The following is a 20,548-nucleotide window of genomic DNA, read 5'->3' as shown; positions in this document are numbered from 1 at the left end:
GCAGCAAACTTTGCTTCGCAAGCGCCATGGAACAGGAAATCAAGCTCGACAAGTTCGACCGCGCCATCCTGCGGGCCCTGCAGCGCAACGCACGCGCCAGCCTGCAGGAGGTCAGCGAGGAGGTCGGGTTGACGACATCCCCCTGCTGGACGCGCATCAAGCGGCTCGAGGAGTCGGGGGTGATCGAGGGCTACACCGTCAAGGTCAACGCCGAGAAGATCGGCCGACCGGAGCAGCTCATCGTCCAGCTCACGCTGAACAAGCACACCGACGCCGCGATGGCGGAGTTCGCGCGCCACCTCGAAGCGATTCCCGAAGTCATCGACGCCTATCTGGTGTCCGGCGACTACGACTACGTGCTGCGCCTGTCCGTCCGCGACACGCGCGACTACGAGCGGCTGCTGCGCGAGAAGCTCTACAAGATCCCCGGCGTGCGACACAGCAAGTCGAGCTTCGTGCTGCGCTGCCTGAAGGCGAGCTCGCTGCCGCTCTGATCGACGCTCCGCCCGGCGCTCCGATGCGAGGTCCCTGTCACTTCGACGCCGCCATCTCCGGCACTTTCAGCATCCGCAGCATGTAGGCGCGCGATGCCGCCACGTGGCGTCGCACCGCCTCGTGGGCGATGGCGGGGTCGGCGTGCGTGAGCGCCTGCAGCATCGCGCCCCCCTGCACGGCGAGGATCTCCAGCTCCGGCGCCCAGAGCGCCACCCGCGCGCGCCGGAACGCCTCCAGCAGGCGCCCGCGGGACGCCTGCATGCCCAGCGCCTGGTCGTTGCCGCCCAGCCGGCCCAGGTGGTCCTGCAACGCCTCGTCGGCCGCCAGCAGGTCCCGGACGCGGCCGGCGCGCGTGGCCTCCTCCAACGGCCTCAGCAGCACGGTCACGCCGGCCAGCGTCTGTGCCGAACCCGCCCAGGCGGACCGGCAGGCCCGCGCCAGCAGCATGGCCTGCAGCGCCTCGCGGACATCGAAGTACTCGTCGATGAAGCGCGCATCGACCGCCCGCACCACCGCGCCCTTGTTCATGCGCATGTCCACCATGCCGTCGCCCTGCAACTGCAGCAGGGCCTCGCGCACGGGCACGTTGCTGACGCTGTAATGCGCGCTCAGCTCATGCAGCGTCAGGTGCTGCCCCAGCCGCCAGCAGCCGTCCTCGATGTCGGTGCGGATCTGGTCGCGCAGCCGCAGATAGGTCGGCGTGTTGATCGGGTGTGTGGAACGAACCATTGCGGCACTCCGTCCGGTGAACAGTGGTGAATCACGGATCACTCTACGAAGAGAGGGGCGCCCCATGGGGGATCGCTTCGCCCCCGAATCGCCGTTTTTGCTGAAGCGCAATGAATGCGCAATCGGACGGCGGATCGACTGATCAATCCACGTGTTTGTCGCGCCGCACCCTACCGGAATCAGTGGAAGCGATCCCGCATTGAAGGCAGAGGTTGTGTCGTTTCCGCATCGGCAGCCACCAAGCGCTACAGTCGCGACCGGGAGGTCTGCGACTCAGAGGCGAATGCCCGATGTCAAACACCCGAATGGAGCCCGTTGAATGGCCAAGTCCTTGAAGCAAGTCCTGTCCCAGATCGAGAAGCTGAAGAAGGAAGCCGAGTCGCTGCGCGCGAAGGAGATCTCCGGCGTCGTCGAACGCATCCGTGAAGCCATCGATCACTACGGTCTCACGGCCGAAGAGCTGTTCGGCGCCGGCGCCACGAAGACGGCGGGCCGGGGCAGAGCGGCCAAGGTCGCCAAGGCCGGCAAGACCGCCGCGGGTCCGCGCAAGGCCAAGGCCGCGCGCAGCGCGGGCGCCCCGAAGTACCACGACGGCGCCGGCCGCACCTGGACCGGCGTGGGCAAGCGCCCGAACTGGTTCAAGGACGCCCTGGCCAGCGGCAAGACGGCTGAGGAGCTGTTGATCGGCTGAAGGAAGTCGCGCCGCCGCGCGGCGCGCGTTCCTCTCCGTTCAAAGGCCGAGGTGCTGCAGCGCGTCGATGAACGCCGCGCGCGCGTCGCTTGCGAGCACCCAGTCCGTCGCCTGGCCGGCCTCCTTGGCATTCATCGCCGTCACCAGGTCGTCGTGATGGCCCAAGCGGCGCTTGAGAACGCGCATCTCCCCATCCGACAGTTTTCCGATGGCATTGAAGACGCTGCCTTTCATCGCCGCGGTCAGGGCCTGCCGCTTCCGATCCACGTCTTCCTTGTCGCCGGGAACCCCCAACGCACGATCGAGCTTGACGATGGTGGCCCCGAAGCGCTCGCTCATCAGTTCGGACACGAGTGTCTTCACCGACGCCAGGGTGCCGAACGAGTCCTTGGCCTTGCGGAACTGGAAGACGCCGCCCGGGACGGACTTCGCGAACTGCCGAACCAGATCCTCGACGAGGCTGTCGAGCTGCCGAATTTCCGGGCTGTCGCTGATGCAATAGAGGCGAAGCGGCAGCGCGGGAGGCGCCGGTTCAGTCGTGGCGTCCTGGGAAGGCTGGTGAGGAGGCGGATGGGCGGGGATGTACATGGCTCGATGGATGACGTTGAGACGCATCGGCCCGACACGCGCGCAGCGGTCGGGCCGATCCATCAGTCCCCGCCAAGAACCAGTGCAGTTCGCCGATTAACCCGGCATCACCACACCCGGCAACGCTCCGCGTCCGGCTTCACCATCTTCTGTCCCGGCTTGCAGCGGAAGGCCTGCTCGAACTCGGGCATGTTCACCGCGACCCCGTTGATGCGGTAGCGCCCTGGTGAATGGGGGTCGGTCAACGCATGCACCCGCGCATATTCAGGTCGGGCGTGGCTGCAGTCCCATTGCGCGAAGCCGACGAAGAAGCGCTGCTCCGGCGTCAGCCCGTCGCGGTCCGCCGGCTTGGCCGACAGGTCGGCGATCTGCGCCTTCCACGCCGCATGGGCCAGCACCAGGCCACCCAGGTCGGCCAGGTCCTCGCCCAGCGTCAGCTTGCTGTTGATGCGGATGTCGTCGACGACCACGTACTGCGCGTACTGCTTCGTCACGCAGGCCGCGCGCTGCTCGAAGGCCTGGCCGTCCTTCTTCGTCCACCAGTCGCGCAGGTTGCCCTTGGCATCGAACTGCCGGCCTTCATCGTCGAACCCGTGGATGAGCTCATGCCCGATCGTGCCGCCGGTGTTGCCGTAGTTCGGCGCGTCATCCAGCTTCGGATCGAACAGCGGCGGCTGCAGCACGCCGGCGGGGAAGTTGATGTCGTTCATCTGCGCGTCGTAGTACGCGTTGACCGTCTGCGGCGTCATGCCCCATTCGCCCCGGTCCAGCGGCTTGCCGATCTTGGCCAGCTGACGCTTGAGCTCGAAGTCGTTGCCGCGCATCACGTTGCCCGCGAAGTCGTCGCGCGCCACCGTCAAGGCGCCGTAATCGCGCCAGCGGTCCGGGTAGCCGACCTTGTTGACGATCGCGTGGAGCTTCTGCTGCGCGCGCTGCTTCGTCGTCTCGCTCATCCAGCCCAGCGACTGGATGCGCGCGGCCATCGCGTCCTCGATCTGCTTCGTCATCGTCAGCGTCTTGTCCTTCAGGTCCGGGCTGAAGTTGCGCGCGACGAACTCCTGACCCAGCGCCTCGCCGAGCTGCGCATCCACGAGCTCGACGCAGCGCTTCCAGCGCGCCTTCAACTGCGGCACGCCTTGCAATGTCTGACCGAAGAACTCGAAGTTGGCCTGCACCGCGGCGCCCGACAGCGTCGGCGCCTGGCTGCTGACCAGCTGCCAGCGCAGGTAATTGCGGAGTTGCGCCAGGTCGCGCTGGCGCAGCTCCTTCGACAGCGCCTTGAAGAACGCGGGCTCGGTGACGTTGAAGGCCGACTGCGGGTCCAGGCCCAGTCCGCGCTGATACGCGACCCAGTCGAAGCCCGGCGTCAGCGCCTGCAGGCCGGCCGCCTTCATCGGATGGAATCCCTTGTAGGGATCGCGCTTGTCGACGCGGCTCAGCGAGGCTCGCGCCAGCGCGGTCTCGATGGCCATCACCTGTTTCGCCTGCGCGCGGGCCGCCTCGGGCGTGTCGCCGAGCAGCTCGAAGCTGCGCGCCACGTGGGCGATGAACTGGTCGCGCAGCACGCGCGATTTCTCGTCGGTCTTGAAGTAGTACTCGCGGTCGGGAAGGCTCAAGCCGCCGGCGTAGGCGAACGCGATCACGCGCGTCGAGTCGGCCATGTCCTGGCCCGACGTGAAGTGGAAGAGCACGCGTTCGTTGTTGGTCGCCAGGTGCAGCGCGGCCAGGAGCGCGGGCAGCTCGCGCCGATCCTTGAGCGCATCGATGCGCGACAGCAGCGGGCGCAGCGGCGCGAGCGCGTGGCGGTCCGCGGCGGACTCGTCCATGCAGGCGGCGAAGTAGTCGCCCATGCGCGTCTGGTTCGCGCTGCGCTGCGGATCGGCGGCCGAGAGCTTGTGCAGGATGCTCCAGAGGTAGCGCTGGTTCTCGTTGGCCATCTTGGCGTAGACCGACCAGCGCGCCTGGTCCGGCGGGATCGGATTGGCGGCCATCCAGCCGCCGCAGGCGTACTGGTAGAGGTCTTCGCAGGGATCGGCGTTGCGATCCATCGCGGCGGTGTCCAGGCTCGGCGTGTAGGGCAGCTGGTCGAGCGGCCCTTCAGGCACCGCGGCGACGGACGGCGCGGGCGTCGAGGCCGCCGAGGCCGTTGAAGCCGGCGCGGCGTTCTGCGCGCTCACGGTCGTGGAGGCGCCAAAGGAAACGGCCGCGACAAGCGCGGCCGCAGCGGTGCGGGCGAGGAGGGGATGGGTCATGCTCGACAGCGGTGAGTGTTTGCTGCCGGGCATTCTCCGCCAGCGGCCTGCCGCTGCAGGGTGCCGGACGACACCTCGGGTTGACCCGTCTTGGCGACCGGCGTTGCGCACGCCGTGGATGCGCCACCAGTGCGCCACCAGTGCGCCACCAGTGCGCGGCCAGTGCGTGGCCGGCAAGTCGCCGATGCCCGGTATCAGCTGTCCTTCGGCCCGCGGACCAGCAGGACCGGTACCTCGGCGTAGCGGACGATCAGCTCGGCATCGCTGCCCAGCAGCGCGCGCGACAGGCCCCGACGACCGTGCGTGCCGAGCACGACCACCTCGGCCCCCCAGGTCTTGCACTCCTCGGCGACGAGGTCGCTGACGCGGGACGAGAGGCTCTCGCTGAGCTGCGTGGAGACGCGCAGTCCGGCGGCGGCGACGGTGGCCGACGCATCGGCGAGCACCTTCTGACCGCCCTCGCGGATCTGCTCGAAGTTGTCGGGCGTGATGCCGAGCCCGGCGCTGGACATCATCGCGAAGGCCTGCAGGTCCAGCGCGTGCAGCAGGCGGATCTCGCCGCCGCTGAGCCGGGCCAGCCGGACCGCTTCCGCGAGACCGGCGTTGGAGGTGGGGCTGCCGTCGACAGGCACCAGGATCTTGGCGTACATGGTCGTCGCTCCATCGGATAGGGATGGGTCGATGCTAGCCCCGGAAACCACCGGAGCGCAGGACGGCACGGAATCCCGTGCGCCCTGCGCCGCGCGAGCTCACTGCACGCTGAAGGTGTTGAGCGCCTTCGGGAACTTGAACAGCCACAGGTGCGTCAGGCGGTCGACCTCGTTGCCGCGCGCCACCCGCGACAGGACCGCGCCGGCCGCGCAGGTGCCGTCCTGGACGATCACGCCGTTGACGTCGACCGTGCAGGCGGTCGGATCGCCATCGACCGGCTTGCCCTTCGCGTCCACCAGCACCGTCTTCAGACCGAAGTCGTTGTCGTTGATCAGCGCCAGCGTGCTGCCGTCGACGATGGCCAGGCCCTCGGCCTTCTCGGCCTTCCAGCCGGCGGCGTTGAGGTCGAGCAGCACCGTCTTCTTCAGCTTCACGACGTTGGCCCAGCTCACCGCCGAGGTCGTCACGCCGTCGATGCTGTTCTTCTCGAGCTCGATGCCGATCGCGGCGATGTCGGTCGCCGTGGCGGGCACCTCGACGAGCATCAGGAAGTTGCGCACCGCGCCGTTCGAATCGGCGCCCTGCTCCACCACGATGAACTTGCCGTTGCCCAGCGACACGAGGTCGCCCAGCTTGGCGCTGCCGGTGCGGTTGCGATCCCACTTCTCGCCCTTGGCGGCGAGCGGGTAGCTCAGCGGGTAGGCGTACAGCTTCGAGGTCTCGGTCTTGGGGTCGAACTCGATCCAGCGCGCGAACTGCGCGAAGTCGCGGACCTTGACCTTGTCGGTGTTCTTGCCGTCCTGGTCCATGTCGGCGCTGTCGACGACCTCGACGCTCTTGCCGGCGTTGTCCACGGGATCGATCGGGCTCTGCAGGAAGCCGTGCAGCTTGCCGCCGGCGACGTCCATCGCCAGGCCTTCCATGCCGCGGTTCGCGCGACGGTTCCTCAGCACGTCCGGCAGGCTTCCGGCGGTGGTGCCGGGCGCATAACGCTTGATGATCTTGAAGGTCGCGGCATCGATCTTGACGATGAACGGGCCGTACTCGTCCGAGGTCCAGAACACCTTGTTGGCGTCGTCGTAGACCAGGGTCTCGCTGTCGAGGCCGTTGGCGTCGAAGGCGCCCTTGGTGCCGTCGTACTTCAGCGTGTCGGACAGCGGCACCTCGGCGCTGCTGCCGACCGCGCCGAAGGGCAGCGGACGGCCGGTGACGGCGGAGCCGTCGGCGTTCTTCAGCGGATTCAGCGCGGAGATGACCGCCCCGTCCTTGCCCAGCGTGATCACGCCGATCGACGGCGAGAAGCTCGGCGCCGGGAACATCTTCGTCGTGACGACGGCGCCGTTGTCCGGACGCGGGGCGTTCGGGCTGTCGCCGTTGGGGCCGCGGTCGGTGATGCCCCAGAACTCCAGCGCGCCCGCCGCGTTCTTGCCCTTGTAGACCAGGCCCGATCCGACGGCCGGGTAGAAGCCCTTGGGAAAGTCCTTCTTCGCGTCGGCATTGCTGCCCTCGTAGGGCACGTACTGGCTGTCGGCGGCCTTGATCTGGAACTTGGTGATCGCGACGGCGCCGCCGGCCGTGGCTTGCGTGACGCTGCTCGTCTCGGACTTGCCCAGCAGCGTGGCGAGCGTCGACTCGTAATGCTCGACGGCGGCGGCGCGGCGGTTGGCGTTCATCGTGCGGCCAGCATACGCCTGGCCGTAGACGTCGTTCTGACCGGCCGGCAGCAGCGCGGCGATGGCCTTGTCGAAGTCGGTCGCGGCGGCCGCGAAGTCGAGCGTCTTGCCGGCGAATGCGTCATGCACCGCCGCCGGGATCTTGATGCCGTTGGTGGGATCGTCGTCCTCGTCCAGCGCCTGCAGGAACACCAGGCGGTTGGCGAGCTTGTCGTCCGTCAAGGTCGAGGTGCCGGCGAGGTCGCCGACGGAGATGGTCTCGCCGCATTTCGCGCTGCCGACCGCAACGCCGCCGACGGTGAAGCTCACCGTGTCGCCGGTCGCGCAGGTGAAGACGCCATTCGCGCCCGTCTTGCCGCTGGTGCCGCTCGGTGTCAGCGCATAGCTGACGCCCTCCACCGGCGCGTCGACCAGGCGCGACTGGATGGTCGGCACGGCGGGCTGGTCGTCGTCCCCGCCGCAGGCGCTCAGCGCGGCAGCAGCGATCAAGGTCATCAGCGGCAGCCCCAGGCGGCGGATGGCGGCGCTCGGGCAGGCGGTCGTGTGCTTCATGTCGTCGTTCTTTCGTGGGTCACGCAAGCCCGCGGAGCGGGACTGGGCGGCACGCTAGGCAGCGCTGATGACACCGCTGTTAAGCGGCTTCACGAATCGACACGAATACGACAAGAAGGCGGGAAACCCCGAGGGCGGGGCCGGCCTGAGTCAGGCGATCGTCAAGCAGAAAGCCCCGGCGCCGCGTCATCGGACGCGGACCGGGGCTCCGGTCAACGGACGGCAGAGGAGGGTCAGCCGTTGACCTTGATCCGGTTGTTCACCGACTGGACGCCCTTGGCGGCCAGGGCCATCGAGCCGGCGCGGTCACGCGCGGCCAGATCCGGCGCGGTGCCGTCCAGCGTCACATGGCCCTTTTCGGTCTCGACCTTGACGTCGAGCGCGCTCAGCTTGGGATCGCCGGCCAGCGAGGCCTTGATGGACGTGGTGATCTGGGCATCGTCGATGGCAGCACCGGCCTTGTCGGCGGCCCGTTCCATCTTGGCGCCGGCCTTGTCCATGGCCTGCGCGGTGTCCTGCCGTGCGGCCTCGGACTTCTGTTCCATCTTGGAGATGCCGTCGTCCAGACGCTGGCCGGCGGTGCGACCATCATCCTCACGACCGCAAGCGGTCAGGGCAACGGCGGCCACCACGGCGGGCAGCAGCAGGGACAGGGCGGTGGGGCGGGAAACGTGGGTCATGGGAGGCTCCTTTCGCCATGCATCGCAGGTTGTCGCGGTGCATCGCGGGCAAAGCGGAAGTTCCGCAAACATTCCGCGGGTGGCCGCGGATCCATGACTTCACTCTAGACACTGCCCCGTCGGCGCAGGGTCGGTTGCCGCCGGAAGCGCCGGTCGCCCGGCGTCCCGGCTCGCCGTAGGTGCGCGCCTACAGACCGCCGCCGACCGGCGGCAGGCCGCCTTCTCCCGCGACAGTCGGACCTGGGGTCGGTGCCGGCATGGCGGTCATGCCGGGAATCGGGAAATCGATCCGCGGGATGTCCGGCTCGTCGCGCTCGCCCTGCTTGAGCGGCAGCCAGGCGCAGACCTCCGTGCCCTGCCCCGGCGCGCTGCGCAGCCGCAGCTGACCGCGCTCGGCCTCGACGCGGAAGCGCATCCCCAGCAGTCCGTGCGAGCCCAGCGCCAGACGGGCCGGGTCGAAGCCCTGGCCGTTGTCGGTGACGGTGATCAAGGCCTGCGCGTACTCGCGCTTGAGCGACACGGTGACCGCCGTCGCGTGGGCGTATTTGGCGGTGTTGGTGAGCGCCTCCTGCACCAGCCGGAAGACGGTCAGCTGCGCGCTCGGGACCAGCTCCACCGCCGGCTCGAGTTCCACCGCGATCGGCACGCCGAGCCGCTCGGACATCTCGCGGCACAGGATCTCCAGCGCCGGCACCAGGCCCAGCTGGTCGAGCGTCGACGGGCGCAGGTCCTCGATGATCCGGCGCTTGAGCGCGATGCCGCTGTTGAGCGTCTCGGTCAGGTGGTTGAGGCGCTGCATCAGGTCCGGCGCCCCGGCCTGCAGCTTGGGGCGCAGCCGCGCGACGTCGAGCTTGGCCGCCGTCAGCAGCGCGCCGAGCTCGTCGTGCAGGTCGCGGGCGAGCCGGGCGCGCTCATCCTCGCGGGCGGTCTGCAGGTGGCGGGCCAGCTGCGTCAGCTCGGCGGTGCGGCGGGAGACCTCGACCTCCAGCCGGTCGCGCTCGGCCCGCACCTCCTGCGCCTGCTCGGCGCGCTGCACATCCAGCGCCCGGCTCTTGCGCACGAACAGCATGAACACGATCAGGCTCAGCAGCGTCATGCCGGCCACGCCGATGCGGCTCAGCATCAGCGTGTCGTAGACCTGGCCGGTGCCCAGCGCGATGCGGCGGTTCTCATCGGTCAGCAGCTCGGCTGAACGGCGCCGGATCTGCTCCATCTGGTCGCGGCCGATGTCGGTCATCATGAGCTCGCGGCCGGCCGTCTCGCGGCCGTTCTCGTAGAGCTTGAGGACCTCCTGCAGCTCGCTGAGCTTGGCGCTGACGGCCCCGGCGATCTCCTTGCTGCGGCGCTCGGCATCCTCGGCGCCGACCTGCGCGTACATCCGCTGCAGGGAGTTCAGGCCCTGCGAGGCGTCCTCCGCGGCGAAGCGGTAGGGGTCCAGGTATTCGGGGCGGCGGGTGATCAGGTATCCCCGTTGCCCTGACTCCGCGTCGGTCACGCGGGCCATCAGCCGGAGCAGTTCCATCCGGGCCCGGCCCAGCGTGTCCAGACGGTCCATCTGCGAGACGGCGCCGAAGTAGGCGAGCTCGCTGATCAGGATCATCAGCAGGGCCACGAACACGCCCAGCGGCATGGCCCAGGTCTTGCGACCCAGGTTCGTGACGGTGTCCTTCAGGCTCATCCTCTACACTCCCTGAGCGATTTCGCTCACTTGACCATCGCCACCATGATCCGAATCGCCATCGTCGACGACCACGCGATTGTCCGCGCCGGGCTGCGGCAATTCCTCTCCGAACAAGTCGACCTGCGCGTCACCGGCGAAGCCGGATCGGGCCGCGAGGCGCTGGACCTCGTGCGCGCCGGCGAGCTCGACGTGATGCTGATGGACCTCTCGCTGCCCGACCAGAGCGGCGTCGAGACCCTGGCCGCCATCAAGGCCCGCAAGCCGGAACTGCCGGTGCTGATCCTCAGCGGCTTCCCGGAGACGCACTACGCGACCACGCTGCTGCGCCAGGGCGCCAGCGGCTACCTCAACAAGGAATGCGACCCCGAGGAGATCGCCACGGCGATCCGCACCGTGTTCCGCGGCCGCAAGTACATCACGCCGGCCGTGGCGGAACTGCTGGCCGAGGGCCTCGGCTCGCCGGCCGACCAGGCCGCGCACGACACGCTGTCCGAGCGCGAGCTGCAGGTCTTCCTGCGCCTGGCGCGCGGCGAGACCGTCGGCCACATCGCCGACGGCATGTCGCTGAGCGTGAAGACGGTGTCCACCTACCGCTCGCGCGTGCTGGAGAAGCTCTCGCTCAACACCAACAGCGAGCTGACGTACTACGCCCTCAAGAACGGGCTGATCGAGTAGCGGCATCGCCGGCGTCGCGGTTGGCCGCGTCGGCCAGGCCGCCGCAGTAGGCGAGCAGGTCTTCCAGCTCGGCCGATTTGTCGAAGACCTTGTCGGCGCCCAGCGCGAAGCAGCGCTGGCGCATGTCCGGCGTGGCGTAGTTGCTGAGCACGACGCGGCGCGCCCCGGGCATGCGTTCGCTCGCGGCGCGCAGCACGTTCAGGCCCGTCCCCTGCGCCAGGAAGATGTCGATGATCAGCAGGTCGCAGGCGGCATGGTCCTGCGACAGCCAGGTCAGCGCGCCGTTCTCGTCGACCGCATGGCCGAGGACGCGCAGGTCCACCATCTCCTCGAGCGTCGCCACCAGGTTCTCCCGGATGACGGCGTTGTCCTCGACGAGGAAACAGGTGAGGGCGGCGCTGGCGGGCTGAGCGTCCATGGCGGGGTCGGAAACTGCTGGCAACCACAAACGGGTACGCGCGAACGGACGGGTTGCAGGGCAGACCGTCCGTTCGCGCGGTGCGTCCGGGGCGGTGGGTCAGGCCGCCTTCGGACACACGATCAGGGAAATCGCGTCAGCGCATCAGTTGCGGATCGCGATCTCGTTCTTGACGCGCTTCACGCCCTTGACTTCACGCGCCAGGCGTTCGGCGTCGGCCTTCTCGTTGGCGTTCTTGGCGAAGCCCGAGAGCATCACCTCGCCTTGCAGCGTCTCCACGTGGATGGAGCTGGCGTCGACCGACTTGGCCTCGACGAACTTGGACTTCACCGCGGTGGTGACCGCGGCGTCGTCGACGTATTCGCCGACGGAAGATTGACCGCGGGTCACGGCACAGCCGGGCAGCAGGGTCAGGGCGCCCACAGCAGTGGCCAGGGCGAGAACGGTGGCACGAATCATCATGTTGATCTCCTTCGATTGATGACAGGGCTCGGACTCAAACGGCGTGGCGGTCTGACGACACGACAGCAGGGGCCGGCTCGGCGAACGTGGCGGGGGCGTGGTCCAGCAGATAAGGAAGCGCCGCTTCCAGACCCAGCACCGGTTCGTGATCGCTGAGCGCGGTCCATTGGACCTGGCAGGCGAATTCATGAACGTGCAAGGCGAGGGAATGGTGGTCGGCGATGCCCATCTGTCAGCTCCTTGTGCACCCCGTGGTGCGCTGAGATGGACTCTACGTATCCCGAACAGTCCGCCCTGTCGTCCACATCCGCGATGTCTTGTAGGACAAGCGGAAACGGCAATGCCGACGGGTGGAATGAGGCGTTGTCCTACAAGGCGTCGCGCGGGGCCCCCACAGGGTTGTCACGGTGCTGTTCTTAGGATGCAGGCATCGAACAAGAGACCTGAGACGAGAACAAGATGAACACCTTCACCGCCGCCGTTGGAAGCGCCGCCCTGGCACCCGCTCCCGCCCATCCGGATTTCCGTCCCTCCCATTGCGTGAACGCCGAGCTGCTGCTCTCCACGCCGCTGACGGTGGTGGTCAAGGCGCAGCTGTCCTATATCGACGCTGACGGCCGGGCGGATGTTCAGGAGCTGGCCCTGGTGATCCCTCGCAGCCGCTGCGCCGGCGACCATCCGTACTGGCCGGCACTGCTGTCGGCAGCGACCGAGCACTGGCAGCGTTGCCGGGGCTCCGCCCGTCACCTGTCGGCCTGCGTCGACGGCGAATGGCAGACGGTCCTGACCGCGCAGACCACGCATTGAACGCGGGCCGCGCACGCTGAACGCGCTGCGCAGCCACCGGGCGGCTTCCTCAAGCTGCTCTAAGACAGGGCGCGGATAATCCGTCGCTGGCCGATGACCGGCCTGACGACGATGATCCGACGCCCTTCTTCCTTTTTCTCCGCCTCGTTCCGCCCGCTCGCGATGTCCGCCGTGGCCGTGCTCGCCGCCACGTTGATGACGGGCTGCGGCACCTTCGGGACGAGTGCCGAGCGCAAGAACTCCGTGTACCAGAACGAGCGCTTCTCGTCGGACGAGACCTTCTCGCGTCTGTTCGATTCAAGCGTGCAGGACACCTGCGAGGCGGCGCGGCGCGCGCTGCTGAGCCAGGGCTACGTGATCGGGATCGCGCTGCCGGATTCGATCTCGGGCACGAAGCGCTTCCAGCCCGAGGGCGAGGTGCACGTGGAGATCAGCTTCACGGTGGTGTGCGTGCCGGAGGGCGGCAGCGGCAAGCTCGCGACGGCGTATGTGTCGGCGCTGCAGGACCGCTACAACGTCAAGCGCAGCGCGAATTCCACCAGCCTGGGCGTGAGCGCGATCGGCTCGATCTCGGTGCCGCTGTCCTCGTCGACGGAGTCGCTGGTCAAGGTCGCCTCCGAAACCATCCCCGCCGGGCAGTTCTACGACCGGTTCTTCGCGTTGATGCAGCGCTTGATCACGCAGCAGGGGAATGAGGACACGAGCGATCTGGACAAGACGGGCGGGTGAGTTCAGCGCCCGTCGCCTCACTCAAGACTTGCCGGCGCGCTCGCGCTCTGCGCGTTCGGCGACCCTGATACGAGCGAGCATTTCCTGGATCTCAGCCTCCAGCAACGGGTCGGTATCGCCATATTCTTTAGACCCACACTCCTGTTGCGTCAGACGCCTCGCCTCTTCGGTCGACATGGGCCGGCATACGCGCGCGGCGATTTCCCAGGGGTTCATGGCGTGACCTCAATGTTATGGCTGCGAGCGTAGCGCTCGAATTGATCCCAGCAGTCGGACGGTTCCTTCAGTGAGAACTCTAGATGCATGCTGCGCCCGAAGCGCAACCAGAATTCCTCACCCCCGGGGCTTCGGAGGAGTTGCTTCAAGTCCAAGCTTCCCGAAGCAGCCCGCGGCATCGACGGATGCTCCTTCAAGTCCTCCGGAAGAACTGCGTTGAACCCCATGCGCGCCCACACGAAGTAGCCGTTCATTGTCATGGGTCCGTCCAAGCTGCTGCGATCGCCAACTGCATGGACCGTCACCCTCGAAAAGTTGCCGAGCCGCTTGGCCTCAAGGAGCTCGATCGAAACGCTGCGCGTACCGATGCCCCGCCCACGAAACTCCGGCCGCAGAACAAAGGCGGCATTGTGAATCTCAAAGATGTAATTTCCACTTTCCTCCTGGCTCACAAATCGGACCAGTGGCTCGAGAAGCAAATCTTGATTGACGACTCGCAATTGGATCCTGCCTGTTGGCGTTGGCGCAACCTCAAGCCGGCTTCCCTTTGGTGCACCGGACAGACGAATCAACTCGTCGTCTGAGCGCCATCCGTCCAGTTCCGCCGCCCGACGTACTTCCACCGTCGACACATCAAACCACCGCTTCGTAATCTCATCCATCCGCACTGCTCCACCACGACAACATGGCGGAAAGTCTGGTGCGGGAAGTTCCTGCCAGAAACGAAAGAGGGCGCTTCGATGAGCGCCCTTTGACGAATCACAGGTGACAACCCACCTACGGGTGGGCTATCTCCCCCAAATTACTGTGGCGTCGATGCCTGCGGCTTGCCGGCCGTTTTGGTCTTCTCAATGACCAGGCCGCGGCGCTCCAGCAGCGGCTGGATCTGCGGCTCGTGGCCGACGACGCCGCGGAACAAGGTCAGCGCATCCTGGCTGCCGCCTTGCGACAGCAGCTTCGCGCGGAACGCGTCGCCCAGATCGCGCTTCAGGCCACCGTTGGCCTTGAACCACTGGACCGTGTTGGCGTCGAGCACTTCGGACCAGACATACGCGTAGTAGCCCGCCGCGTAGCCGCCCATGATGTGGCTGAAGTAAGGCGTGCGGTAGCGCGGCGGTACCGCGTCGTAGTCGTAGCCTTCCTCGCGCAGCGCCTTGGCCTCGAAGGCCATCACGCCGTCGGCCTCGGGCACCTGGTCCAGCGGCAGCTGGTGCCAGCGCTGGTCCAGGCTCGCAGCGCTGAGGTACTCCGTCGTCGCGAAGCCCTGGTTGAACTGCTTGGCCGCCAGCACCTTGTCCAGCAGCGCGCGCGGCATCGGCTCGCCGGTCTTGTAGTGCTTCGCGTAGTTGGCGAGCACGCTCGGCCAGTCCGCCCACATCTCGTTGACCTGCGACGGGTACTCGACGAAGTCGCGCGGCACCTTGGTGCCGGCCATGCTCGGGTACTTCACGTTCGAGAACATGCCGTGCAGCGCGTGCCCGAACTCGTGGAACATCGTCGTCACCTCGTCCCAGGTCAGCAGCGTCGGCTTGCCGTCCGCGGGTTTCGGGATGTTGAGATGATTCGCCACCACCGGCTTCTGGTTCATCAGCCCGCTCTGGTCGACGTAGGCGTTCATCCACGCGCCACCGCGCTTGGACGGCCGCGCGTACATGTCGGCGATGAAGATCGACAGCTGCGAGCCGTCCGCGTTGAACACGTCGTAGACCAGCACGTCCGGGTGATAGACCGGCAGGTCGTGGCGCTGCTTGAACTTCAGGCCGTAGAGCTGTCCGGCCGCGTAGAACACGCCGTTCTCCAGCACGTTCTTCATCTCGAAGTAGGGCTTGAGCTGCGACTCGTCGAAGCCGTACTTCTCGGCGCGCAGCTTCTCGCTGTAGAAGCTCCAGTCCCAGGCCGCGAGCTGGAAGGACGGCTGCTTGTTCGCCTTCTGCTCGCGATCGATGATGGCTTGCAGTTCCGCGCCTTCACGGCGCGCGGCACCGACCGCCGCCGGCGCCAGTTGGCGCAGCATGCCGTTGACGGCCTGCTGGTTGCGGGCGGTCTCGTCCTTCAGCACGAAGTCCGCATGCGTCGCGAAGCCGAGCAGCTTCGCGCGCTCGGCGCGCAGCGACACGACGCGCGACACCAGCGCGGTGTTGTCGTAGGCGTTGCCGCGCGAGCCGCGCACCACCGAGGCTTCGTAGATGCGCTGGCGCAGCGCGCGGTTCTCCAGCTGCGACAGCACCGGCTGGCCGGTCGTGTTCAGCAGCGCGATCAGGTACTTGCCCTCCAGGCCGCGTTCCTTCGCGGACGACGCGGCGGCGGAGATCTGCTCGTCGCTCAGGCCCTTCAATTCGTCGACGCTGTCGACGGTCACGGCGGAATCGTTCACCTCCGCCAGCACGTTCTGGTTGAAGCGCGCGCCCAGTTGTGCCATCTCGGCGTTGATGGCCTTCATGCGGGCCTTGCCGTCCTCGTCCAGCTTGGCGCCGGCGCGCAGGAACTGGTTGTACTGGCGCTCGATCAGGCGCTGCTCCTGCGCGCCCAGGCCGAGCGACGCGCGGCGCTGGTACAGCGACTCGATGCGCGCGAACAGCACCGGGTTCAGCTGGATCGCATCGCGGTGCGCGGCCAGCTTCGTCGCGTAGTCGGCCTGCAGCTTCAGACGCGCGGGGTTGGCATCGGCGCCGGTCAGGCTCATCAGCAGCGTGGTCGCTCTGCCCAGCGTGCGGCCGCCGCGCTCCAGCGCGACGATGGTGTTGTCGAAAGTCGGTGCCGACGGGTTGTCGGCGATCGCGGCGACCTCGGCGAGTTGCTCGGTCATGCCCTGGTCGATCGCGGGGCCGATGTCGGCATCGCGGATCTTGTCGAAGGGCGGGTACTGCAGCGGCAGCGTGCTCGGCGCGAGCAGCAGGTTTGAGACAGGCGCCGCGTTGGCTGCGGTCGCGCTGGTGGAAACGGCGGGCGCAACGGGCGCGGCCGTCTGGGCCATCACGGGGGCAGCAAGGGCCACGGTAGCGGCCAGGACGAAGGGAATCCTCATGGGGGCGACCCGTCTTGTGGGCGGGCGTTCGTGTTGTGCGAGTCCGCCACCTTAGCCGATGGCCCCGGCGAAACCGAAGGCCATGGGCGCCGTCCGCCCCGTGGAGAACCCGCCCCGGGACAACCCTGAGGGCCCCGCGATCCGCGTCCGCCGCCCGTCCGCGACGGGTCCGCCCGTTTAGCATCACCGCACATGTCCGAACGCACCTTCCACTGGGCCGTGATCGGCCCCGGCTCGATCGCCCACCGTTTCGCCGACGCCGTTGCGCAGCTCGACGGCTGCCGTCTCCACGCCGTCTGCGGCCGCGACGCGCATCGCGCGCAGCAGTTCGCCGAGCGCTGGTCGCAGCGCGGCGAACCCGCCGTCCTTGCCCACACCGATCCCGCCGCGGTGATGAGCGATCCCGCCGTGGACGGCGTCTATGTCGCCACGCCGCACGGCCAGCATTACGAGTACGTCCTGGCCGCTCTCCAGGCCGGCAAGGCTGTGCTCTGCGAGAAGTCGCTGGTGCCGAACCAGGAGATGGGCCGGCGTCTGGTCGAGGCCTCGCGAACGCACCGCGCTTTCCTGATGGAAGCCGTGTGGACGCGTTTCCTGCCGCTGTACCAGGACCTCGCGGCATGGCTGCGGGAAGGGCGCCTCGGCGCGCTGCGCGGCATGCAGTCGAGCTTCTGCTTCCCCGCGCCCTACGACCCGGACAGCCGCATCTTCAGCCCCGCGCTGGCGGGCGGCGCGCTGCTCGACGTCGGCATCTACAACCTGACCGCGACGCGCTGGGTGCTGCAGCACGCGCTCGGCGGGGTGCCGCCGCTGGTGGACCTCGCCGTGAAGGCGCGGCTCGCGCCGACCGGCGTCGATGCGGGGCTGGCGGTGACCCTCGATTTCGGCGACGGGCTGACGTCGCAGTTCCAGTGCGCCATCGACACCTTCGCGCCGAACACGATGCACATCCTCGGCAGCGCGGGGGCGATCGTGCTGCCGGAAACCTTCTGGGAAGCGACGCGCGCGCAGTGGCTGCCGGCACACGGCAACGGCAACCTCGCCGGCGAGACGATCGCGCGCCCCTTCGAGATCAACGGCTTCGAGAACGAGATCCGCGAGACGATGCGCTGCGCGCGCGCCGGCGCGATCGAGAGTCCGGTCGTGCCGCACGCGGAGACGCTCGCGGTGCTCGGCTGGATGGACCGCATCCGAGCGCTGGCGGGCGTGAGATCTCCCTTCGACGAGCAGTTCCCGCCGCCCCGCTGACCACCCGCTCACGCGGGGCGTCCGATCACAGCGCCAAAGAAGCGCCTGAAGAAAGACACGATGGAGACAAGACCTTCCGCCTTCGACGACTCGATCCCGGTCCCGCTGCCGGACAGTCCGGCGCTGCGGATCGAGCGCGCCGCGCCCGACGACCTGCCGCGGATCGAGAACCTCATGCAGTTCTACAACTACGACCTGAGCGAGTGGACGCCGGTGGCGTTCGCGCACGAGGGCCGGTATCAGTTGCGGCCCAAGGCGCCGTACTGGGCGCAGGACGACGTGCATCCGTTCCTGATCTGGGTCGGCGATGAACTCGCCGGTTTCGCGGTCGTCGACGGCGAATGCGAGCAGCCGGACTCGGACCACAACATGGGCTACTTCTTCCTCGCGCGCGGCTACCGCGGCCACGGCCTGGCGGCGCGCGCGGCGGGCGAGGTGCTGGCACGCTTCCCGGGTCGCTGGGAGGTCTACCACCTGATGGCCAACACGCCGGCCGTGCAGTTCTGGCCGGGGGTCATCCGCAGCCAGGCGGCCGGCGACATCTCCCGCGAGATCCGCACCCTCCACGGGGACGAGTGCTGCCTCTACCGCTTCATCGTCGCCCTGCCCGCGGGCGCCTGAAACAGAAGAGGCGCCCTTGGGCGCCTCGTCGTCTGGTCGGTATCGCCTGCCCGGTTCAGCGCAGTGCTGCCGCGCGGGGTCCGGTCGTGCCGGCGCTCGGCAGGCGCTTGATCAGGTGATTGATCACCAGCGCGATCACGATCAGCACGGTCAGCCCGAAGGCCCAGGTCACCCAGACCACCGGGACCAGCCAGCCGATCGCCGTGCCCGCCATCGGCGCGCCGGTGCCGGCCATTTCCAGCAGCCATTGCACGACGCCTTGCACGGCCTCGAGCAGGCCGGTGTCGAGGAAGGGCTCGACCCACGCGGGGAACTTGAACTCCACCGCGCTCTTGCCGAGCTCGGCCGCGCGGCCGGTGGAGAGGGCCTCCACCGTCCAGCGCACCAGACCCGCCGTGGCCCAGGCCAGTCCACTCCACAGGAGTGCGAACAACCCGGTCACGGACCACAGGAAGGTCTTCATCGTGTGCCTCGCCTCAGTCGGTCAGGACCTATCCGTTCAATCGTCGCTGGAACCGGCGAAGCCGAAGATGCTCAGCAGGCTGGTGAACAGGTTGAACAGCGACACGAACAGGCTGACCGTGGCCATCACGTAGTTCCGCTCGCCGCCGTTCACGATCATGCTGGTGTGGAACAGGATCATGCCGGCCGACAGCAGCGCGACGACGCCCGAGACCACCACCGACAGCATCGGCAGCTGGAAGAACAGGTTGGCCAGCGATGCCAGGATCGCGATGATCATGCCGGCGAACAGGAAGCCGCCCATGAAGCTGAAGTCCTTCTTGGTCGCCAGCACGTAGGCCGACAGCACCAGGAAGGTCGCGCCCGTCGTGCCCATCGCCATGGCGATGATGCTGGCGCCGCCCGCCATCTTCAGGATCGCGCCGAGCAAGGGCCCCAGCGTGTAGCCCATGAAGCCGGTCAGCGCGAACACGAACGGCACCGAGGCTGCGCTGTTCTGCGTCTTGTGGATCGCGAACAGCAGGCCGAAGTAGCCGATCAGCGTGATGATCATGCCCGGCGCGGGCAGGTTGTACGCGACCGCCGCAGCCGCGACGGCGCCGCTGAACAGCAGCGTCATCGACAGCAGCGCGTAGGTGTTGCGCAGCACGCGCGCCACGTCGGCGCGCTGGGTGAAGACCGAATCGCCGCCGTTCGCGGTGGCGGGCGTCCAGGCCGACGGGGACGCCGGCTGTCGTTGGAAGTCGCTCATGAGGGTTCTCCTTGGCTCCGAGGGAGCCGTTGGACGTGAAGCGTGATCACACGCGTTTGGGGACCGACCTTAACGCGGTCATGACATCGAATAAACCTGCTTATTGCTCATTTTGCTGAAGCAATTTCCGTCTCCAGCTCGTTGAGGTTGATCGGGGTACCGCGACGCTCCAGCAGCTTGGCCACCAGGGGGTGGTTCTGACCGCGGCGCGAGTAGATCGCGTGGACGTCTTCGACCACCTCGGTCTGCCCCAGCAGGTGCAGGCCGGCCATCAGCGAGAGGTCGTCGGCGCCCAGACGGCTGACCGGGAACACGCCCAGGCCGCGGGCGGCGAAGACGCTCATCAGCGCGCTGTCCTCGAACTCGCCCACGATCTGCGGGCGGATGTGGTGCTGTTCGAACCAGCGCTCCAGGCCCGAGCGCAGCGAGGCGTGGCGGGTCGGCAGCAGCACCGGCAGCGTCTCCAGCACGTACGGGAAGCCCTTGTTCGGCGCGCGGCGGGCGCGCTCGATCAGCTCGGCCGGGCCGTACCAGTCGACCGTCGTGCTCGCCAGCAGCTGGCTGGTGATGCGCAGCGTCGGATTGACGGGGGCGGGCTGGTCGGTGAGCACCAGGTCCAGGTGATGCAGCGCGAGTTCGCCGATCAGCTGGTCGACCTCGCCTTCATGGCAGACGAGGCGCAGCTGCGGGGTGTCCAGCACCGGCGCGAGCAGCGCGTGCGCGGCCAGCTTCGACAGTCCGTCCGACAGGCCCACCGACAGCCGCTGCACGCGCTGCGTGGCCGCCTCGTGGACCTCGTTCGGCACCATCTGGCCGATCTGGAAGATCTCCTCGGCTCTGGCGAAGGCGGCCTGGCCGGCCTCGGTCAGCACGAGGCCGCGGCCCTCGGGCTTGAGCAACTGGTGGCCCAGCGACCGCTCCAGCTCCCGCACCTGCGCGCTGATCGTCTGCACGGCCATGCCCAGGCGGTCGGCCGCCCGGGCGAAGCCGCCCTCCTTGGCGACGACCCAGAAGTAGTGGAGGTGACGGTAGTTGAGGGTGGACATGGCGGGGCCTCCGAAAAAGACGAACCGGAATGATAACGAACTTCGCTTAAACGGAAGTTAAGACGATTCAAGCGAAGGTTTTTCCGACAGCACGTC

At 67.8% G+C, this 20,548-nt stretch carries 23 protein-coding genes; 7 read left to right on the top strand and 16 right to left on the bottom strand.

Going from position 1 to position 20,548, the window contains the following annotated elements:
- The first annotated feature begins 26 nt into the window (after positions 1–26).
- Complete coding sequence (locus tag ABE85_RS23125; RefSeq protein ID WP_231993165.1) at positions 27–494, top strand: Lrp/AsnC family transcriptional regulator; 468 nt, start codon at positions 27–29, stop codon at positions 492–494.
- Between the two features lie 37 nt (positions 495–531).
- Here ABE85_RS23125 and ABE85_RS23120 read toward each other — a convergent pair whose 3' ends face one another.
- Complete coding sequence (locus ABE85_RS23120) at positions 532–1,224, bottom strand: GntR family transcriptional regulator (protein ID WP_067280350.1); 693 nt, start codon at positions 1,222–1,224, stop codon at positions 532–534.
- A 319-nt stretch (positions 1,225–1,543) separates the two neighbouring features.
- On the opposite strand from ABE85_RS23120, the gene ABE85_RS23115 reads away from it, so the two are divergent.
- Entirely contained in the window at positions 1,544–1,915 is a 372-nt protein-coding gene (locus ABE85_RS23115; protein WP_067280347.1) for an H-NS family nucleoid-associated regulatory protein, read from the top strand.
- Between the two features lie 39 nt (positions 1,916–1,954).
- On the opposite strand, the gene ABE85_RS23110 is transcribed toward ABE85_RS23115, so the two are convergent.
- From ABE85_RS23110 to ABE85_RS23085, 6 genes are all read right to left on the bottom strand, one after another.
- Positions 1,955–2,566: a hypothetical protein gene (locus tag ABE85_RS23110; protein WP_157522815.1), complete on the bottom strand. Its 612-nt coding sequence runs from the start codon at positions 2,564–2,566 to the stop codon at positions 1,955–1,957.
- A 44-nt stretch (positions 2,567–2,610) separates the two neighbouring features.
- Entirely contained in the window at positions 2,611–4,755 is a 2,145-nt protein-coding gene (locus ABE85_RS23105) for a M13 family metallopeptidase (protein ID WP_082938878.1), read from the bottom strand.
- A 194-nt stretch (positions 4,756–4,949) separates the two neighbouring features.
- Positions 4,950–5,405, bottom strand: a complete 456-nt coding sequence (locus ABE85_RS23100; RefSeq protein ID WP_067280343.1) for a universal stress protein — start codon at positions 5,403–5,405, stop codon at positions 4,950–4,952.
- Between the two features lie 99 nt (positions 5,406–5,504).
- Positions 5,505–7,631, bottom strand: a complete 2,127-nt coding sequence (locus tag ABE85_RS23095; protein ID WP_067280340.1) for an esterase-like activity of phytase family protein — start codon at positions 7,629–7,631, stop codon at positions 5,505–5,507.
- 233 nt (positions 7,632–7,864) lie between these two features.
- Positions 7,865–8,311: a BON domain-containing protein gene (locus ABE85_RS23090; RefSeq protein WP_067280339.1), complete on the bottom strand. Its 447-nt coding sequence runs from the start codon at positions 8,309–8,311 to the stop codon at positions 7,865–7,867.
- A 187-nt stretch (positions 8,312–8,498) separates the two neighbouring features.
- A complete protein-coding gene (locus ABE85_RS23085; RefSeq protein WP_067280337.1) occupies positions 8,499–9,989 on the bottom strand; it encodes a CHASE3 domain-containing protein in 1,491 nt (496 codons plus the stop codon).
- 45 nt (positions 9,990–10,034) lie between these two features.
- Here ABE85_RS23085 and ABE85_RS23080 point away from each other — a divergent pair, with 45 nt between their 5' ends.
- Positions 10,035–10,667 (top strand): response regulator transcription factor, encoded by a 633-nt coding sequence (locus ABE85_RS23080; RefSeq protein WP_067283393.1) that lies wholly within the window; start codon positions 10,035–10,037, stop codon positions 10,665–10,667.
- Here the strand turns inward: ABE85_RS23080 and ABE85_RS23075 are convergent.
- The 3 genes from ABE85_RS23075 to ABE85_RS23065 form a co-directional block, all read right to left on the bottom strand.
- Positions 10,645–11,085, bottom strand: a complete 441-nt coding sequence (locus ABE85_RS23075; protein ID WP_067280335.1) for a response regulator — start codon at positions 11,083–11,085, stop codon at positions 10,645–10,647. The genes ABE85_RS23080 and ABE85_RS23075 overlap by 23 nt on opposite strands.
- Positions 11,086–11,229: 144 nt before the next feature.
- Positions 11,230–11,544, bottom strand: coding sequence for a BON domain-containing protein (locus ABE85_RS23070; protein WP_231993337.1), 315 nt, complete (start codon positions 11,542–11,544; stop codon positions 11,230–11,232).
- Positions 11,545–11,581: 37 nt separating this feature from the next.
- Positions 11,582–11,776 (bottom strand): hypothetical protein, encoded by a 195-nt coding sequence (locus tag ABE85_RS23065; RefSeq protein ID WP_067280328.1) that lies wholly within the window; start codon positions 11,774–11,776, stop codon positions 11,582–11,584.
- Positions 11,777–12,006: 230 nt separating this feature from the next.
- On the opposite strand from ABE85_RS23065, the gene ABE85_RS23060 reads away from it, so the two are divergent.
- Both ABE85_RS23060 and ABE85_RS23055 read left to right on the top strand, forming a co-directional pair.
- The gene (locus ABE85_RS23060; protein WP_067280325.1) at positions 12,007–12,354 is read left to right on the top strand and encodes a hypothetical protein; all 348 of its coding nucleotides are present in this window, start codon (positions 12,007–12,009) and stop codon (positions 12,352–12,354) included.
- Positions 12,355–12,447: 93 nt separating this feature from the next.
- Positions 12,448–13,083 (top strand): DUF2242 domain-containing protein, encoded by a 636-nt coding sequence (locus ABE85_RS23055; RefSeq protein WP_231993164.1) that lies wholly within the window; start codon positions 12,448–12,450, stop codon positions 13,081–13,083.
- Between the two features lie 21 nt (positions 13,084–13,104).
- Here the strand turns inward: ABE85_RS23055 and ABE85_RS23050 are convergent, their stop codons facing one another.
- From ABE85_RS23050 to ABE85_RS23040, 3 genes are all read right to left on the bottom strand, one after another.
- Positions 13,105–13,299 (bottom strand): hypothetical protein, encoded by a 195-nt coding sequence (locus ABE85_RS23050; protein ID WP_067280321.1) that lies wholly within the window; start codon positions 13,297–13,299, stop codon positions 13,105–13,107.
- The gene (locus ABE85_RS23045; RefSeq protein WP_157522809.1) at positions 13,296–13,961 is read right to left on the bottom strand and encodes a hypothetical protein; all 666 of its coding nucleotides are present in this window, start codon (positions 13,959–13,961) and stop codon (positions 13,296–13,298) included. The genes ABE85_RS23050 and ABE85_RS23045 overlap by 4 nt, the downstream gene beginning before the upstream one ends.
- A gap of 140 nt (positions 13,962–14,101) precedes the next feature.
- A complete protein-coding gene (locus tag ABE85_RS23040) occupies positions 14,102–16,324 on the bottom strand; it encodes a M3 family metallopeptidase (protein WP_082938877.1) in 2,223 nt (740 codons plus the stop codon).
- 192 nt (positions 16,325–16,516) lie between these two features.
- Between ABE85_RS23040 and ABE85_RS23035 the strand changes: the two genes are divergently transcribed.
- Both ABE85_RS23035 and ABE85_RS23030 read left to right on the top strand, forming a co-directional pair.
- Positions 16,517–17,572, top strand: a complete 1,056-nt coding sequence (locus ABE85_RS23035) for a Gfo/Idh/MocA family protein (RefSeq protein WP_067280308.1) — start codon at positions 16,517–16,519, stop codon at positions 17,570–17,572.
- Between the two features lie 60 nt (positions 17,573–17,632).
- Positions 17,633–18,193 carry a GNAT family N-acetyltransferase gene (locus ABE85_RS23030; RefSeq protein WP_067280305.1) on the top strand — a complete coding sequence of 187 codons (561 nt, stop codon included), beginning with the start codon at positions 17,633–17,635 and terminating at the stop codon, positions 18,191–18,193.
- A 55-nt stretch (positions 18,194–18,248) separates the two neighbouring features.
- Here ABE85_RS23030 and ABE85_RS23025 read toward each other — a convergent pair whose 3' ends face one another.
- From ABE85_RS23025 to ABE85_RS23015, 3 genes are all read right to left on the bottom strand, one after another.
- On the bottom strand, positions 18,249–18,656 hold the full coding sequence (locus ABE85_RS23025; protein WP_067280302.1) for a hypothetical protein: 408 nt from the start codon (positions 18,654–18,656) through the stop codon (positions 18,249–18,251).
- 36 nt (positions 18,657–18,692) lie between these two features.
- Positions 18,693–19,406 (bottom strand): Bax inhibitor-1/YccA family protein, encoded by a 714-nt coding sequence (locus ABE85_RS23020; RefSeq protein ID WP_082938876.1) that lies wholly within the window; start codon positions 19,404–19,406, stop codon positions 18,693–18,695.
- 107 nt (positions 19,407–19,513) lie between these two features.
- On the bottom strand, positions 19,514–20,452 hold the full coding sequence (locus ABE85_RS23015; RefSeq protein WP_067280298.1) for a LysR family transcriptional regulator: 939 nt from the start codon (positions 20,450–20,452) through the stop codon (positions 19,514–19,516).
- Positions 20,453–20,548 lie beyond the last annotated feature (96 nt).

It is taken from the genome of Mitsuaria sp. 7 (assembly GCF_001653795.1).
In the GTDB taxonomy this organism is placed as follows: domain Bacteria; phylum Pseudomonadota; class Gammaproteobacteria; order Burkholderiales; family Burkholderiaceae_C; genus Roseateles.
This window is presented reverse-complemented; position numbering and strand designations above follow the sequence as displayed.

What these genes read in the sequence shown, in the direction of transcription:
- ABE85_RS23125 (WP_231993165.1), top strand. Translation starts at nt 27, where the DNA reads ATGGAACAGGAAATCAAGCTCGACAAGTTCGACCGCGCCATCCTGCGG.
- ABE85_RS23120 (WP_067280350.1), bottom strand. Translation starts at nt 1,224, where the DNA reads ATGGTTCGTTCCACACACCCGATCAACACGCCGACCTATCTGCGGCTG.
- ABE85_RS23115 (WP_067280347.1), top strand. Translation starts at nt 1,544, where the DNA reads ATGGCCAAGTCCTTGAAGCAAGTCCTGTCCCAGATCGAGAAGCTGAAG.
- ABE85_RS23110 (WP_157522815.1), bottom strand. Translation starts at nt 2,566, where the DNA reads ATGGATCGGCCCGACCGCTGCGCGCGTGTCGGGCCGATGCGTCTCAAC.
- ABE85_RS23105 (WP_082938878.1), bottom strand. Translation starts at nt 4,755, where the DNA reads ATGACCCATCCCCTCCTCGCCCGCACCGCTGCGGCCGCGCTTGTCGCG.
- ABE85_RS23100 (WP_067280343.1), bottom strand. Translation starts at nt 5,405, where the DNA reads ATGTACGCCAAGATCCTGGTGCCTGTCGACGGCAGCCCCACCTCCAAC.
- ABE85_RS23095 (WP_067280340.1), bottom strand. Translation starts at nt 7,631, where the DNA reads ATGAAGCACACGACCGCCTGCCCGAGCGCCGCCATCCGCCGCCTGGGG.
- ABE85_RS23090 (WP_067280339.1), bottom strand. Translation starts at nt 8,311, where the DNA reads ATGACCCACGTTTCCCGCCCCACCGCCCTGTCCCTGCTGCTGCCCGCC.
- ABE85_RS23085 (WP_067280337.1), bottom strand. Translation starts at nt 9,989, where the DNA reads ATGAGCCTGAAGGACACCGTCACGAACCTGGGTCGCAAGACCTGGGCC.
- ABE85_RS23080 (WP_067283393.1), top strand. Translation starts at nt 10,035, where the DNA reads ATGATCCGAATCGCCATCGTCGACGACCACGCGATTGTCCGCGCCGGG.
- ABE85_RS23075 (WP_067280335.1), bottom strand. Translation starts at nt 11,085, where the DNA reads ATGGACGCTCAGCCCGCCAGCGCCGCCCTCACCTGTTTCCTCGTCGAG.
- ABE85_RS23070 (WP_231993337.1), bottom strand. Translation starts at nt 11,544, where the DNA reads ATGATTCGTGCCACCGTTCTCGCCCTGGCCACTGCTGTGGGCGCCCTG.
- ABE85_RS23065 (WP_067280328.1), bottom strand. Translation starts at nt 11,776, where the DNA reads ATGGGCATCGCCGACCACCATTCCCTCGCCTTGCACGTTCATGAATTC.
- ABE85_RS23060 (WP_067280325.1), top strand. Translation starts at nt 12,007, where the DNA reads ATGAACACCTTCACCGCCGCCGTTGGAAGCGCCGCCCTGGCACCCGCT.
- ABE85_RS23055 (WP_231993164.1), top strand. Translation starts at nt 12,448, where the DNA reads ATGACCGGCCTGACGACGATGATCCGACGCCCTTCTTCCTTTTTCTCC.
- ABE85_RS23050 (WP_067280321.1), bottom strand. Translation starts at nt 13,299, where the DNA reads ATGAACCCCTGGGAAATCGCCGCGCGCGTATGCCGGCCCATGTCGACC.
- ABE85_RS23045 (WP_157522809.1), bottom strand. Translation starts at nt 13,961, where the DNA reads ATGGATGAGATTACGAAGCGGTGGTTTGATGTGTCGACGGTGGAAGTA.
- ABE85_RS23040 (WP_082938877.1), bottom strand. Translation starts at nt 16,324, where the DNA reads ATGAGGATTCCCTTCGTCCTGGCCGCTACCGTGGCCCTTGCTGCCCCC.
- ABE85_RS23035 (WP_067280308.1), top strand. Translation starts at nt 16,517, where the DNA reads ATGTCCGAACGCACCTTCCACTGGGCCGTGATCGGCCCCGGCTCGATC.
- ABE85_RS23030 (WP_067280305.1), top strand. Translation starts at nt 17,633, where the DNA reads ATGGAGACAAGACCTTCCGCCTTCGACGACTCGATCCCGGTCCCGCTG.
- ABE85_RS23025 (WP_067280302.1), bottom strand. Translation starts at nt 18,656, where the DNA reads ATGAAGACCTTCCTGTGGTCCGTGACCGGGTTGTTCGCACTCCTGTGG.
- ABE85_RS23020 (WP_082938876.1), bottom strand. Translation starts at nt 19,406, where the DNA reads ATGAGCGACTTCCAACGACAGCCGGCGTCCCCGTCGGCCTGGACGCCC.
- ABE85_RS23015 (WP_067280298.1), bottom strand. Translation starts at nt 20,452, where the DNA reads ATGTCCACCCTCAACTACCGTCACCTCCACTACTTCTGGGTCGTCGCC.